Genomic DNA, 14,892 nt, shown 5'->3' on the forward strand with positions numbered 1-14,892 from the left:
GTGCCGCGGGCGCGCGTCGTCGGTGGCGGCGAGCTTAACGAGGATCGACGGCGAATCGACGAAATACTCACATTCAATACCACACCAGCTGGCAAATATACCAGGACCCCGACGAGGTTGATATGGCTGCAAAACTGGCGAAGCACACCTACGGCAAGCATCGAGTTCGCGTGAGCAAGGTGCGTCGACCTCGCAAAGCGGCACCAAAAAACGAGACGCACGAGTTTGTCGAGGTATCGGTAGACGTCGAGCTTGAAGGTGCGTTCGATGCGGCGTACCTAAAAGGAGATAATCGAGCCGTCGTGGCGACCGATACCTGCAAGAATACAATCTATGTGCTTGCTAAGGGCGACCCCATAGACTCTGTCGAGTCGTTTGGAGTGACCATCGCCCAGCACTTTCTTGATGAATATGACCACGTGACCGCCTGCCACGTGACGCTGGAGGAGCGAGTGTGGAAGCGGCTGCTCGATTCGCCTCATTCGTTTGTCGCCAGCGGTGCTATGACACCAACCGCCAAAGTGACTCAGTCGCGGGGTGAGGCGCCCCAGGTTTCCGCGGGGTTCGAGCACTTGTTGATTGCCAAGACCACTGAGACTGGCTTCGCCGATTTTCACCAAAGTCGCTATCGTACGCTTTCCGACACCGACGACCGGATTCTGGCCACCGATGTGACGGCCGCGTGGGACTACGATGGTTCACAGGTCGACTACCTGGCAGCCCGGCAGGCTATCGTCGAGGCGTTGCTCGGAAAGTTCATCGATCACTACAGCCGCAGCGTGCAGGAGACTCTGTACCTGATGGGAGGGGCGGCGCTCGAAGCCTGTGACGCCGTGACGAACATCACGCTCACGCTCCCCAACAAGCATCACATTCTGGCTGACCTCGCTCGGTTTGGCTTGGAGAACGAGAACGAAGTGTTCGTGGTGACCGATGAGCCCTTCGGTTACATCACGGCCACCGTGGCCCGTTAGCTAGCACGGTTGTCTAGCTGGCAAGTTGTGCCAGGGTGAGTGCGAGCGTTGCCACGCCTGCTTCCATGTGTTCGGGCGAGGCGTATTCATCAGGGCGATGCGACACTCCGCCTCGGCAGGGGATGAAAATCATTCCCGTCGGTGCGATGCGGGCCATCAACAGCGAGTCGTGATAGGCCCGGCTGATCATGCGGCGGTGAGCTAGTTGGAGCCTTTCGGCCGCTCGCACGGCGGCCTCAACGATTCGCTCATCGCATACCGCAGGCGGATCGGCGTTGAGAACCTGGTGCGAGATCTCGACGCGGCGCTGGGAAGCAATCTGGGTACAAGCGGCAACGACCGATTCGAGCACCTCGTCACGGTTATCGCCATCGATATCGCGGAGGTCGAGCGTGAAGCGAACACGACTGGGGATGGAATTTACAGCGCCGGGGTGGACGTGCAGTTCGCCGACGGTGGCAACCAGGTCGGGGCTGCGGCTATCGAGCGCTAGGCGTTCGATGGCGAGCACCATGCCGGCGGCCGCGGCCAGCGCGTCGCGACGCATGGGCATCAACACCGCACCCGCGTGGCCTCCCTCGCCGGTGACTTCGAAATGCACGGTGGAAGGTGCGGCGATGGCCGTGACCACACCAATCGACTCTGCGGCTTGTTCGAGTAAGGGACCTTGTTCGATATGCAGTTCTACAAACGCACTGTAGGCATTGGGTGCGAGCAACGCAGTCGAAAGCTCACCCGTGAATCCTGCTTGCGTGCGCGCCTGGTCGTACGTGCTGCCAGATTCGTCGCGCAAGCTGGCTAACTGCGCCACGGACAGGGCGCCGCTCATTAGTCGACTGCCCGTGCAGCCAACGCCAAAACGCGTCGGTTCTTCGGAGGTGAACATGACCACGTCGATGGATCGCCGAGGGCGAAAGCCACTTTGCTGAAGTGCGCGAATCGCTTCCAGCCCGCCCAATACGCCGACCGTTCCATCGTACATACCGGAATGAGGGATAGCATCGGTGTGGGAGCCCGTTCCCACTGCTGGCAAGTCTGGTTCGCTGCCTTCCCACCGGGCAAAGGTGTTGCCCACCGCGTCGGTCCGCACGGCGAGTCCGGCCGTTTCGTAGAGTCCCCGCAGGTACTCCCGGGCTTTCACGTCGGTTTCGGTGAACACCACGCGAGTCACCGCGGGAGATGGCTCGCTGCATTCAGAGAACGTGGCGAGCTGCTCCAACTCGCAAACCAGCCGCGTCGTTTCAACCTTCAGTTTGGGAAGATCCATAGCTTTGGCCAATCTAGGTGGCAGGCTGGTGAAGTAGCGGGCGATGGATGTCTTTGTAGTAAATGTACGACGCGTTCTCTTTGCCCATGGCGACAAACCACTGCGGGCAATAGGAAGCCATCCAGATCGAGTCGCCTTGCTGAACCGGGTACCAGCGGTCGCCGAGTCGATACACCCCCTGGCCCGATCGCATGTAGAGCCCGTGCTCCATGACATGTGTTTCGACAAAGGGTAGCGTTGTACCCGGCGTATATTCGAACACGTTGACGGCCATGTCGAAACCCGGCTCAACCGGCAGCAGCGTGGCCAGCATCGCTTCGGGATCGCCCAGGAAGGGAGCTTTGGGAGATGCTGCTAGCGAGCCTGTCATCCGTTGAGGGACCTTGTTGCCTGACAATGGCTCGTACACTTTTTCGAAGACGAGCACCCGCGTCGACTCGGGGACTTCCAGCCTGTAGCGGTCGTTGGGGGGGAACCAGGCGAACGAATCGGCCGCCAGCGAGTCGCCATCGAGCGTGGCCGCACCTTCGAGCACGTAGACGAGCCGCTCGACGTTCACCTCGGCGTGATGCGTCTCGCAACTGCTGCTGCCATCGACCATGTACTGCACGAATCGCGGGGCTGCGGCGCCGTGTCCCATCGTGGGCGAGATCAGCACCACTGCCTGAGCGTTGTCCCAGCATACCAGGGGCGAAACGACGTGACCGTCGGGGGCGATCAACGCGTGGTTGAATTCGACTCGCGTCCGAGTTTCACCAAAGGGGGATTGCTGCATGCTAAGCGCTCTCGTGCTGAGAAAAATCACTGGCCAACCGCAGGACATATTGTCCGAGGACTTCGATTGCCGTGGCGACGTCGTTCAATTCTACCCTCTCGTCAGGGTGATGACTTACACCACCTGGATGGCGCAGAAACAACATTGCCATGGGAAAAACCTGGCCCATGATCGCCGCATCGTGTCCTGCGCCGCTTTCCAATAGCACCGGCCCACCATGACACTCCTTGATCGTATCACTTAGCATCGTCATCAGCCGTGCGTCGGCATTCACCGAATGTTGAGCTGTTTCCTCAAGAACCTCGAACGTACAGTGTTCGGCCTCTGCGAGAGAATGCCCGGCGTCGACGAGCGTGTCGACCCCGTAGCGCCGCACGTCGTCCGCCAGATGCCTGACGTCTAGCGTAAGTTCCACAACGCCGGGGATTACGTTCGAAGCGTTCGGGCACACTCGCAGCGAACCTACCGTTGCCTTCAGTCCATCAATCGACAGCGCCGTATCGCGCACTGTCTGGACAAAAGCTGATGCTGCCACCAGTGCGTCTCGGCGACCGGACATCGGTGCGGTGCCGGCGTGACCCGCTTCGCCACGGAAGGCCAGTTGCAGCCGACTCTGCCCAACGATGCCGGTTACCACACCCACGGGCTGCTCCAGCCGTTCGAGGACTGGTCCTTGTTCTAGATGGGGTTCGACGAATCCGATCACTTCGCTTGGCGTGTACCGGCACGACTCGAGTTCGTCGGGCGAGAGTCCAAAGGAGGCCATCGCTTCGCGCATGCTGGTCTGTTTGTCGTCCTCGCGTAGCAGCCATTCGGGGTCGAATCGACCGGCCACCGCGGCGCTTCCGAGATAGGGCATCTTGAAACGCACCCCTTCTTCTTCGCTGAATCCCATGACATCGAAGTGAAACGGCAAATCGCACCCGGCCAGCCATTCGCTCACCGCTACGCCGATCAGTACCCCCAGTACGCCGTCGTAGCGACCGGCGCCAGGAACCGAATCGAGGTGCGAACCAACCAGCAGTACTTTCTCCCCCGTCTGACTTCGCAAGCGACCGATGCAATTGCCCGCGTTGTCGACGTGTGGTGACAAACCCGCCTGATGCATCCACTCCGATAAGCGGACGTGAACAGCCCGCATCGGCTCGTCGAGGTATAGGCGTGTGATCCTTCCCGGTTCGCTGGAGCACTGTCCCAACTCATCGCAGCGCGACATGACTTGTTTGGCTAAGGTGGTAGCACGTGAAGTCATAGAGAAATGCAGGGGAGGAACGCCAGTAATGTTCGAGTTGACGACCGCGATGGTTCGTTCTAACGTGTAATCTAGTATCGACTTAGATCATAATTGGTGGTAAGCTGAGAGACAATCTGCTGCCGGCGGAAAGCGATTGTCGTCAGGTACCACAGGAGAAGCTGCCTCCGCCATGCGCGACTCGATCGTACTTTACGTAAACGGCACAAGAAGAGAAGTCGGCGTGGACGCCGCGCTGCAGACGCTGTCCGACTATTTACGCCTGTGCTATCACCCGCCGGACGATGAGCGGTTGACCGGTACGAAGATCGCGTGCTCCGAAGGCGACTGCGGCGCCTGCACCGTGCTGATGGGGACGCCCAACGAGAGCGGAACTTCTATCGAGTATCAGTCGGTCGATTCCTGCATCGCGTTCGTGTTTCAGATGGACGGATGTCATGTGGTGACCGTCGAGGGGTTGCGAAACGCGGGCGGGCTGACAGGTATTCAGCAGGCGATGGTCGACTGCCACGGCAGCCAATGTGGCTTCTGCACGCCTGGCTTCGTAATGGCAATGCACAGCATGGTCGAAGAGCACCATCAGCAGGGCAGCCAGGCCAGCCACTTGGAGGAGGACGAGATTCGCCTCGGTCTATCGGGCAATCTCTGCCGCTGCACGGGGTATCTGCAGATCCTGCAGGCGGCGACTGCAGTCGACCTCAAAACGGCGGTTGCAATGGAGCAACTGTTCGAGTCGCAGGCGATGCTTGAAGAGCTCGTCAGGCTGTCTCGAAGTTCGGTCTGTATCAAACCAACCAAGGGCGACCCACGGGCCGTGGCCGTTCCGCGGAGTCTGCCCGATCTACTTCAGTTTCGCACCGACTATCCCAATGCCCGTCTGGTGGCGGGCGCGACCGATGTGGGAGTGCAGTACAACCATGGTCGCTACGAGCCACAGCAAGTCATCGCGACAAGCAAGGTACCGGAAATGCAGACGCTGGGAATCGAAGATGGTGAACTCGTCTGCGGTGGTGCGGCGACGTGGTCCGAGGTCGACAAGGTGATTGCCGACCGCCTTCCAGAACTGCATCAGGTGCTGTTGCGATTTGGCAGCCCCCAGGTCCGGCATCTCGGCACCATAGCAGGCAACCTGGCGAATGCTTCGCCCATCGCCGATTCCATTCCGTTTCTGTTCGTGGCCGAGTCCTCGCTCATCCTGGCCAGTCGTCGAGGCCGGCGCGAGGTGCCGATCTGCGATTTCTATCAAGGATATAAGCAGGTCGACTTGGCGGGGGATGAAGTGATTGAAAGTGTGCGGACACCGCTGCCCCCGGGCGAGGTGGCCATCAAGTTGTATAAAATCTCGAAACGCCGCGACATGGACATCAGCACGGTCACTGCCGCGTTCTGGCTGGAACTGGACGGCGAGCAAATTACCGAAGCACGCGTCGCCGTGGGTGGCGTGGGGCCGACGGTTGTTCGCCTGCCCCAGGCCGAAGATTCGCTGGCTGGCAAGCCGCTTGCGCTTGCCACGCTTGCGCAGGCGGGAAGAATTGCGCGTGGGCTGGTGCAACCGATTTCCGACGTCCGTGGCAGCGCCGACTATCGCTCGCAGTTGATCGAAAACCTGTTTGCCAAGTGTTACTACGATCTCTCTTCCACTCTATCCGTCCCTGTTAGCTGACCATGCCCGAAGTTGGTAACGCTATCCCGCACGAATCGGCCGCCGGTCATGTCACGGGCACGGCTGCCTACCTCGACGACTTACCTCGTCGCGAGCGGGAGCTTTGCGTAGTGTTTGTGGGCTCACCCGTGGCTGCCGGCCGACTGAAGCAAATTAAAGGTCTCGATGCAGCTAAGGCGACCCCCGGAGTACGGTGCGTACTGACTCACAAAGATCTGCGCGGGCCAAATAACTTCGGGCCCATCCTTTCCGACGAGCCGTTTCTCGTCGAGGACGAACTCAGCTACATCGGCCAGCCGGTAGTGGTCATCGGGGCCGACACCTCCGAGGCGGCGGTCGAGGCGCGTGGGTTGATTGAACTGGTGTGCCGAGAAGCGAAGCCGATACTAACGATCGACGAGGCCATCGCGCGAGAGTCGTTCATCGGTCCCCACCGACACATGTTCAGTCCCGGTTCTGAGGACGACCAGCTGTTCCAGGCCGCCTTCGACAAGGCTCCGCATACCATAGCCGGACGTTTCCGCTCTAACGGGCAGGAACAGTTCTATTTCGAAACGCAAGCCGCGCTGGCCGAGCCCTGCGAAGAAGGCGCAGTTCGAGTGATCTCCTCCACGCAGAATCCTACCGAAACTCAGGTGGTCGTGGCCGAAGCCCTCGGATTGGGCATGCACCAGGTGGTTTGCGAATGCCCGCGGATGGGAGGGGGCTTTGGCGGGAAGGAAACGCAGTCGGCACTCACCGCGGTGATGGTGTCGATGGTGGCTACAACCACTGGCCGTCCAGCGAGACTGGTGCTGTCGCGGGCCGTCGATATGGCCATCACCGGTAAGCGGCACCAGTACCAGTGCGACTATCGCATCGGCTTCGATGCGGCGGGGAGAATATTGGCGGCCGAGTTCGCGTTTCACTCGAACGGCGGAGCGTTTGCCGACCTTTCGACCGCCGTGCTGGAGCGAACGATGCTGCATGCCGACAACGCCTACAGCATCCCGGTGATGCGTGTGACAGGGCAGGTCTGCCGCACCAACTTGCCACCCAACACCGCTTTCCGTGGCTTTGGCGGGCCGCAGGGCATTGCGGCAATCGAAAACGGCATTGAGCAAGTTGCCGCGCAATTGGGCATCGACCCGTTGACCGTTCGCAAGGCGAACCTCTATCAAGATGGCGTCGCAGGGCGGCAGCAGACGCACTACGGCCAGATTGTTCGCGACCACGTTCTCGACGAAATTTTCGAGCAGCTGGCCGAAAGCTCTCAGTACGAGCGCCGTCGCGGCGACATCGAAAAGTTCAATGCCTCCAGCGCCACGCAGGCCAAAGGGATCGCCCTGTCGCCAGTAAAGTTCGGCATCTCTTTCACCACAAAGTTCCTCAATCAGGCCAACGCACTGGTAAATGTCTATACAGACGGGACCGTGCAGGTGTCGACCGGCGGTACCGAGATGGGGCAGGGGCTGAATACTAAGCTCAAGCAGATTGTGGCCGATGAATTTGGTCTTTCGGTCGATCGCGTACGGCTAATGACCACCAGCACTGAGAAAAACAACAACACGTCGCCCACTGCGGCGAGTGCCGGCGCCGATTTAAATGGGGCGGCCGCAGTGAATGCGTGCAAGAAAATCAAGCGACGAATACGCGAATACGCCGCGACGCTGTTGGCCAATGTCGAGAAAGGCTTCGTGGCGTCGCCCGAGCATATTCGAATCGAAGGTGGCATGGTCTTCGACGATCGCGATCTCGATCCGAGGGCGCGGTTGGAGTTTGGCGAGTTCTGCGGCATCGCCCGCCGCGACCGAATCGATCTGGGGGCACGCGGTTTCTTCGCCACGCCGGGGGTGGACTATAACCGGGAAACCGGACGCGGCAATCCGTTCTTCTACTACACTACGGGCGCGGCGGTCGCCGAGGTGACAATCGATCGGCTGACAGGCGAATTGGTATTCGATCGGGCCGACTTGCTGATGGACGTTGGCAAGATGATCAATCCAGGGATTGATCGCGGGCAGGTTATTGGCGGCTTCATGCAGGGAGTTGGCTGGGTCACCAATGAGGAGTTGCTGTTCGACGACAGCGGACGCCTGCTATCGACCGGCCCGACTACGTACAAGATCCCTAACATCACCGATCTGCCGGGGACGTTCCACGTCGACTTCATTGCCAACACCAAGCACGTAAAGAACGTGCGACTCAGCAAGGCAGTAGGCGAGCCGCCGCTGATGTTGGGGTTGGCCGTGTGGTTGGCGGCTCGCGATGCAGTTGCGGCGGTTGCCGGCGGCAAGCCGTTTGAACTGGCTCTGCCAGCCACTGGCGAGGAATTGTTGATGACATTGACCAAGCTCTCCGTGCCCTCCGAACCGCGCGGGACAAAACCCTCTGTAAACGGAGCCCCGACGAATGGAGCCGGTGCCAGCAAGTCCGCTGCGAGGCGACGATGACTGACCGCACGCCTCGGACGCCAGGTGAAGTTCTGCAGCGTTGTGCCCAACTCGTTGCCGCGGGCGAACGCTGCGTCTTGGTTACCTTGGCCGAGGCCACTGGATCGACTCCAGCGGATACCGGCGCCAAGATGCTGGTTACGGTCGATGGTTTGGAAGCCGGCACCGTGGGCGGAGGGCGCGTCGAAGCCAAAGCCATGGAGCAAGCACGCGAGATGCTGGCTACCGAGTCTGCGGGTTGCCACTGGGTCGATTGGAATCTGAAGGCCGATGTCGGCATGACCTGCGGTGGCCGCGTGAAGATGTTGTTCGAGTGCTTTGGTGGCTCGGCGTGGGACATCGTTGTTTTCGGTGCGGGGCACGTTGCCCAGGCGCTCACTCAGCTGCTGGTCACGTTGCCGTGTCAGGTGACGTGTGTAGACTCGCGTAGCGAGTGGTTGGCGAAGTTGCCACCACAGGTCGAAACCGTCGAGCTGGCGAAGCCCGCTGACTACGTCGACACGCTCTCGTCTCGGACGTACGTGTTGTGTATGACCCAAGGCCATCGCAGCGATGTGCCGGTGCTCGAGCGACTTTTGGCCCGTGAGGGCACGTTTCCGTTTTTGGGCGTGATCGGCAGCAAGGCCAAGGCCGCGGTGCTAAAGAAGGACCTGCTTGAAGCAGGGATTCCCTCGGAAAGAATCGAATTTCACTGCCCGGTGGGGCTGCCGATTGGTACGAATCATCCCAGTGAAATCGCTGTAAGCATTGCCGCGCAGCTGCTCGAAGTGCGTGACGCGGTTACGCGAGAATCCCTTTGACCACGTGTGCTTGTTCGACTCCAGTCAGCCCGACGTCGAGCCCACGGAATCGGTAGGTGAATCGCTCGAAATCGAGCCCCAGGCAATGCAGCAGCGTGGCGTGCATGTCGCGTAGATGCACTGGGTTTTCAACAATGTTGTAGCAAAAATCGTCGGTGCTGCCATACTCCATGCCAGCCCGTACACCACCCCCCGCCATCCAGATGGTGAAGCAGCGACCATGATGGTCACGCCCGGCGGCGGGTGCCTCGAACTTGCCTTGAGTAAACACCGTTCGGCCAAACTCCGTGGCGAATAGCACGAGTGTGTCGTCGAGCAACCCTCGTTGCTCTAGATCGTTAACCAGGGCGGCCGTGGGCTGGTCGATGTCCTGGCACTGCCGTGGCAACTGTTGCGAGAGGGCGATGTGCTGATCCCAGCCGCGGTGGAATAGCTGCACGAACCGCACGTCTCGCTCGAGCAATCGCCGAGCCAATAGGCAGTTCGCGGCGTAACTGCCCGGTCGCAGGGCGTCGGGACCATAGCTTTCTAGCGTGCTTGGCGATTCGCCACTAAGATCCATCAATTCGGGAACCGACATCTGCATTCGAAATGCCATCTCGTAGGCATCGATGCGGGCGAGCGTCTCGGCATCCGCCATTCGCTCCGCGGCCAGGTGATTGAGTTGCCCCAGGTCGTCGAGCAATTCCCGCCGCTGCCCGCGGGAAACGCCCGGCGGATTGTCGAGGTACAGTACCGGGTTAGCGCCCGGTCGAAGTCCCACGCCCTGGTGGGTGGAGGGCAGGAACCCGCTGCCCCATAGTCGCGAGTAGATCGGTTGCCCGGGATACTTGCCCGATCCTTGGGAGGTCATGGTGATAAACGTGGGGAGATTGCGATTCTCGCTGCCCAGGCCGTAGCTAGCCCAAGCGCCCATGCTTGGATAGCCCGGTTGCTGGTTGCCGGTGTTTACGAAGGTGATGGCCGGATCGTGGTTGATTGCCTCGGTGTACATCGATTTAACGATGGCGATCTTGTCGGCGATCTGTTGCGTGTGTGGTAACAGGTTGCTGATCCAAGTGCGATGCTCGCCACAAAATTGGCCGGAGGAGATGGGCCGAGTGACCGGATAAGCCGACTGGCCGCTGGTCATGCCCGTCAGACGTTGATCGCCCTTCACGCTGGGAGGAATCTCTTGACCGTGAAACTTGGAAAGTGTGGGCTTGTAGTCGAACAGATCGACGTGCGAAAGACCGCCCGCCTGAAACAGGCAAACTACCCGCTTCGCCTGTGGCGCGAAATGAGGGACCAGATCGGCCACCGCGGAGTTGGCCGAAGCCTCGTCGGCGGCCAACATAGTGCCAAGTGCCACGGCACCGACGCCGCGTGCCGAATGACCAAGGAATGCTCGTCGGGTGGTGTTGAGGGCCTGATCGTAAATCGGGTCGTTTATCATCACATCAGTTCCGGGTGATGGCTTCGCTCAGATTCAACAGCAGCGTCGCAATCTGCGTCCAGGCGGCATGCTCTTCGACCGGAATCGATTCATCGCGTGCAGATTCGCCCACGTCCAGCAGTTTCTCGGCGGCAGGCCGGTCGCTGGCGTAACTTTCTCGTTCGCGAGACAGGGCGGCCATCAAAATACCGAGTTCGGCATCCGTTGGCGGTCGTGACAGCATCTCCATGGTTGCCCACCGCAAGCGTGACTCGTCGGTCGAGTCGTGCGCATAGATTCGCTCGGCGAATGCCCGCGATGCCTCGACGAACTGTGTGTCGTTCAGCAAAACCAAGGCTTGTAGTGGGGTATTGGTTGCTCCCCGGTTGACGACACACGTTTCGCGGTTGGGGGCGTCGAACGCCGCCATATTGGGCGGCGGCACAGTCCGCTTCCAGTAGGTGTATAGCGACCGACGGTAGAGTTTCTCGCCATGATCCTGCACGAAGGCCTGCGCCGTGGCATAGGTACTGCCGTAGTGGCTGACCTCGCGCCACGGGTCGCCTGGTGTGTATGGATTGACGCTCGGACCGCCCAAGCGATCGACCAGCAGCCCACTGGTCTTGAGTGCCGAATCCCGAACAAACTCCGCCGGCAGTCGGAAACGTGGTCCACGTGCCAGCAGTTCGTTCAGCGGATCGCGCCTAAGTAACTCGGCCGGTGCGGCCGCGGATTGGCGATAGGTACTGGAAGTGACGATCATACGCACCAGGCGTTTGACATCCCAGCCGTGCTCGACAAAGTCGACGGCCAGCCAGTCCAGTAGTTCCGGATGAGTCGGGTACGCGCCCTGCACGCCAAAATCGGCGGGAGTTCGTACCAGCCCGGCGCCGAATAGTTGCTTCCAGACGCGGTTCACTTCCACGCGGGCGGTTAGCGGATGGTCGGGCGCGACGAGCCACTGGGCCAGGCCCAAACGGTTGCTAGGGGCGGCCTCGTCCATGGCGGGAAGAACCTCGGGCGTCCCAGGCGTAACCACTTTTCCAGGCTGCGAGTAGTCGCCCCGCGCCAACACGTACGTAGTCCGTGGCTCTTCTGCCTGGTCCATGATCATGGTGGAAAATTTCCCAGTAACCACGCCGAGCCGCTCTCGGGCGTTGGCCAGGGCCGTGCGTAGTGACTGCGTTGCCGAGGCGTGCTGAGCATAGTAATCTGCCAATGCCTGCTGCTGCTGTTCCGATCTCTGGTTGACCGGCGTCCGGACGATGGAAATCATCTCAGCAGGGAGTGGACTGCCATCGTCGTTACCTGTAATGACGTCGATTTCCGTCCTGGCTGCGATTCGTCGGCCGCCTTTACCGTAGTTCAGCTGCACTGTGAGGTAAGGTGTCTGTCCTGCATCGATCGGCGATTGGAAAGTGTACGTCAAATGCTGTGGAGCGGATGATTCGAGCTTCGGCGACCAACCGTTTTGGCGACGTGGGTCGAGCACGTTTTCGGCACGGTATCCTTCGCGCCAGCTACTTGCAGTTACTTGCCGGGCTGGGATCAAGCGATGCAGGTTAACTACCTCCCCTGGCGCCGCGTCGGCACTCATCGAAAGGGCGGTAAGTAGCAGTGACTTCTGCGTGTCGCCTGCTTCCAATTTGCCGTGGCCGAGCGCCCCGTCGAGCTCATCATCAGGCAGCATGCGAACGCGAATGCCCGTGATCGGTTCGTCGATGGAGGGAAGTTGCAGCAAGACGTCATAGGCCGCAATATCCGGAGCATAAGTAATATGTATGACTCGCTCGTTGTCGATGCCGAAGCCGCTGCCAGAATTGGGAGTGCTGATTTTCAAAGCGCGGGTCGGCAGGATCACCAATCCCACTGCACGACGATCCAATTCCTCGCGCTGTCGGTCTTCCCACTTCGCCATATCGGCTTCGCTGGGGTTGGCCAATTGCTGCTCCAGATGGGCGATTGTTTCCCGCAGTACCGGCTCTTCCCCTGTCTGCAGTACTGTCTGGGCTTCGAAGAATGGGCGTGGATTTACGCCGCCGCTGCCATCGAGTCCCTTGTCGCTGAGGGTGTTGAAGAACGCGAACAGCCGATAGTAGTCCCGCTGCGTGATGGGATCGTACTTGTGGTCGTGGCACTGAGCGCATCCCAGGGTGAGTCCCATGACCGCTTCGCCCAGGGTTTTCACGCGATCGGCGTTATAGTTCGTCAGGTTCTCTTCTGGAATTGTGCCGCCTTCATGCGTCACCATGTTGTTGCGTTGCATTCCGGTAGCGATTAGCTGTGCATCGGTGGGGTTCTCCAGTAAATCGCCGGCCAGTTGTTCCACCAGAAATTGATCGTAAGGCCAGTTCTGGTTAAAGGCGTTGATCACCCAGTCTCGCCACAGCCACATGTGTCGACCACCATCGATTGAGTAGCCGTTGGTATCGGCATAACGCACGGCATCCAGCCACTCGAGCGCCATCCGTTCACCAAAGTGTGGGCTTGCGAGCAGCCGATCGACCAATCTCTCGTAAGCGCCGGCCGATTTGTCCGCAGCAAACGCTTCGACCTCTTCGGCCGAGGGAGGTAGTCCGGTTAAATCCAAGTACAACCTGCGGATCAGGGTATAGCGATCGGCCTCATTGTTTGGAGTAAGCCCTTGACCTTCAAGTTTCGCGAGGACGAACCGGTCAATCGGTCCGGCGGGCCAGTCCTTGTTCTCCACTTCAGGTGGCATCCGCTTTTGTGGTGGCATGAAAGCCCAGTGTTTCTCGTATTTTGCTCCTTCGGCGACCCATTGCCGCAAGATCTCGCGTTCAGCTGGCGAAAGCTGTTTTTTCGCGGTGCGGGGCGGCATTACGCTGTCGTCGTCCGCCAAGATACGTTCAACCAGCGTGCTCGATTCGGGCTGGTGGGGAACAATGGCGCCGTAGTCAATCGCTTCGCCGCGGACGTCCAAACGCAGGTCGGCTTGGCGAGCGTTTTCGTCGGGACCGTGGCATTGAAAGCATCGATCGGAGAGCAGCGGTAGCACTTCGCGCTGGAAGTCGACCGCCTTGGACACCGAGCCGACCAAGGTCAGTGCCAAAGCAATGTGCAGAAATTTGCTGATGAGCATAAACAATGCTGGGGCTGGAACACGGAAGGCGTTGGGCTGCCCTCATTGGGTTCGACCGGGGAGAACAAAGTGGGAACTATCAACCACTTCCGGCAAATAGTCCTGATTTGTCTGCGCCGCTTCGTTATACCGGAGTCGGCTGTAGTTCGCGAGGAAAAAAAGTCTCAACCACTTGATGAAATTCCTCACGAGTGGTGACTTTTGCGACGTGTTTGCGGAAATCGCGAGCGCCGTGTCTGCCTTGCGCATAGCAACACGCATATTTGCGCATCAATACGGTGCCCTTCTGCACGCCGAAACGATCGCACACCAAATGATAGTGCTGCATCATCAACTGTCGCTGTTCTTCAAGCGAGGGCTCGGCGGGGATGGGTTCGCCGCGTAGCGCAGCGGCGGAGTGGGCGAACAGCCATGGTTTGTTGAGGCTGGCGCGGGCGATCATCACGCCATCGACGTCGAAATTCTGAAACGCTCGCACGACCTTCTCGGGCGTATCGAGATCGCCGTTTCCGATTAACGGAATCTTCTTCAGATAGGGTTTGATTGCCGAGATCATCTCCCAGTCGGCTTCGCCCCGAAACATGTCGGCTGCCGTGCGACCATGCACGGTCAACGCCGCCGCCCCGGAACCCTCGACCACTTGGGCGATATCCGTCGCGTTGATCTTGTCGCGCGCGCAGCCGAGGCGAATCTTGGCCGTGACCGGTGTGGGAGCACAAGCGGCCACGACTTGTTCGATGATCTGTCCCATTCGCTCGGGCTGGCTGAGCAGGTACGAACCGCTATGGGCTTTCTGAGTTACCTGCCTGACAGGACAACCAAAGTTGATGTCCACCACGCTGACTTGGTACTCTGTAGCCAACCGCCGACCGACCTTCGCCAGGGTTGGGGGGTCATTGTCCCAGATTTGCACTGCCAGAGGACGCGGTTCGTCGGCGACGCCCCACAGGCGATCCGGGTGCGTGGCTTCCTGTTCGTCGAGCCACACGAATCCCTTGGCGTTTACCATCTCGGTCGCCAACAATCCCGCACCACCAAATTGGCGAACAATCTGCCGAAACGGAAAGTTGGTAAACCCCGCCATGGGTGCTTGCAGGATGGGTGGATCGACCTTTAGCGGGCCGATCCAGATCGGTGGCGCAAGCGGGCCGGTCGTATTGTCGTGGTGTGTGGTCATCAACACCAAGATAAACGGAGAAAGCCCGCGTTGCG

General features: G+C 59.9%; 10 protein-coding genes. 4 read left to right on the top strand and 6 right to left on the bottom strand.

Features of this window, described 5'->3' with window-relative positions; genetic code table 11:
* Positions 1-122: 122 nt before the first annotated feature.
* A complete protein-coding gene (pucL, locus tag NG895_RS20785) occupies positions 123-974 on the top strand; it encodes a factor-independent urate hydroxylase (RefSeq protein WP_252854455.1) in 852 nt (283 codons plus the stop codon).
* A 13-nt stretch (positions 975-987) separates the two neighbouring features.
* On the opposite strand, the gene NG895_RS20790 is transcribed toward pucL, so the two are convergent.
* The 3 genes from NG895_RS20790 to NG895_RS20800 are packed head-to-tail and all read right to left on the bottom strand — an operon-like array spanning position 988 to position 4,268.
* The gene (locus tag NG895_RS20790; RefSeq protein ID WP_252854456.1) at positions 988-2,241 is read right to left on the bottom strand and encodes a M20 family metallo-hydrolase; all 1,254 of its coding nucleotides are present in this window, start codon (positions 2,239-2,241) and stop codon (positions 988-990) included.
* Between the two features lie 13 nt (positions 2,242-2,254).
* Complete coding sequence (gene allE, locus NG895_RS20795; RefSeq protein WP_252854457.1) at positions 2,255-3,016, bottom strand: (S)-ureidoglycine aminohydrolase; 762 nt, start codon at positions 3,014-3,016, stop codon at positions 2,255-2,257.
* A gap of 1 nt (position 3,017) precedes the next feature.
* Positions 3,018-4,268, bottom strand: a complete 1,251-nt coding sequence (locus NG895_RS20800; RefSeq protein ID WP_252854458.1) for a Zn-dependent hydrolase — start codon at positions 4,266-4,268, stop codon at positions 3,018-3,020.
* Between the two features lie 172 nt (positions 4,269-4,440).
* Here NG895_RS20800 and NG895_RS20805 point away from each other — a divergent pair, with 172 nt between their 5' ends.
* From NG895_RS20805 to xdhC, 3 genes are read left to right on the top strand one after another with little or no spacing between them, the layout of a single operon-like run.
* The gene (locus NG895_RS20805) at positions 4,441-5,931 is read left to right on the top strand and encodes a xanthine dehydrogenase small subunit (protein ID WP_252854459.1); all 1,491 of its coding nucleotides are present in this window, start codon (positions 4,441-4,443) and stop codon (positions 5,929-5,931) included.
* 2 nt (positions 5,932-5,933) lie between these two features.
* Positions 5,934-8,363, top strand: a complete 2,430-nt coding sequence (gene xdhB / locus NG895_RS20810) for a xanthine dehydrogenase molybdopterin binding subunit (protein WP_252854460.1) — start codon at positions 5,934-5,936, stop codon at positions 8,361-8,363.
* Positions 8,360-9,163, top strand: a complete 804-nt coding sequence (gene xdhC / locus NG895_RS20815; protein WP_252854461.1) for a xanthine dehydrogenase accessory protein XdhC — start codon at positions 8,360-8,362, stop codon at positions 9,161-9,163. The genes xdhB and xdhC overlap by 4 nt, the downstream gene beginning before the upstream one ends.
* Here xdhC and NG895_RS20820 read toward each other — a convergent pair.
* The 3 genes from NG895_RS20820 to dusB form a co-directional block, all read right to left on the bottom strand.
* Positions 9,144-10,598, bottom strand: a complete 1,455-nt coding sequence (locus NG895_RS20820; protein WP_252854462.1) for a DUF1501 domain-containing protein — start codon at positions 10,596-10,598, stop codon at positions 9,144-9,146. The genes xdhC and NG895_RS20820 overlap by 20 nt on opposite strands.
* Positions 10,599-10,602: 4 nt before the next feature.
* Positions 10,603-13,680 (bottom strand): PSD1 and planctomycete cytochrome C domain-containing protein, encoded by a 3,078-nt coding sequence (locus NG895_RS20825; protein ID WP_252854463.1) that lies wholly within the window; start codon positions 13,678-13,680, stop codon positions 10,603-10,605.
* Positions 13,681-13,804: 124 nt separating this feature from the next.
* Positions 13,805-14,857 (bottom strand): tRNA dihydrouridine synthase DusB, encoded by a 1,053-nt coding sequence (dusB, locus tag NG895_RS20830; protein WP_252854464.1) that lies wholly within the window; start codon positions 14,855-14,857, stop codon positions 13,805-13,807.
* Positions 14,858-14,892 lie beyond the last annotated feature (35 nt).

The organism is Aeoliella straminimaris (assembly GCF_024054565.1).
GTDB classification, from domain to species: domain Bacteria; phylum Planctomycetota; class Planctomycetia; order Pirellulales; family Lacipirellulaceae; genus Aeoliella; species Aeoliella straminimaris.

Excerpts from the sequence above, each read along its gene's own strand:
- pucL (WP_252854455.1), top strand. The coding sequence starts at position 123 with ATGGCTGCAAAACTGGCGAAGCACACCTACGGCAAGCATCGAGTTCGC.
- NG895_RS20790 (WP_252854456.1), bottom strand. The coding sequence starts at position 2,241 with ATGGATCTTCCCAAACTGAAGGTTGAAACGACGCGGCTGGTTTGCGAG.
- allE (WP_252854457.1), bottom strand. The coding sequence starts at position 3,016 with ATGCAGCAATCCCCCTTTGGTGAAACTCGGACGCGAGTCGAATTCAAC.
- NG895_RS20800 (WP_252854458.1), bottom strand. The coding sequence starts at position 4,268 with ATGACTTCACGTGCTACCACCTTAGCCAAACAAGTCATGTCGCGCTGC.
- NG895_RS20805 (WP_252854459.1), top strand. The coding sequence starts at position 4,441 with ATGCGCGACTCGATCGTACTTTACGTAAACGGCACAAGAAGAGAAGTC.
- xdhB (WP_252854460.1), top strand. The coding sequence starts at position 5,934 with ATGCCCGAAGTTGGTAACGCTATCCCGCACGAATCGGCCGCCGGTCAT.
- xdhC (WP_252854461.1), top strand. The coding sequence starts at position 8,360 with ATGACTGACCGCACGCCTCGGACGCCAGGTGAAGTTCTGCAGCGTTGT.
- NG895_RS20820 (WP_252854462.1), bottom strand. The coding sequence starts at position 10,598 with ATGATAAACGACCCGATTTACGATCAGGCCCTCAACACCACCCGACGA.
- NG895_RS20825 (WP_252854463.1), bottom strand. The coding sequence starts at position 13,680 with ATGCTCATCAGCAAATTTCTGCACATTGCTTTGGCACTGACCTTGGTC.
- dusB (WP_252854464.1), bottom strand. The coding sequence starts at position 14,857 with ATGACCACACACCACGACAATACGACCGGCCCGCTTGCGCCACCGATC.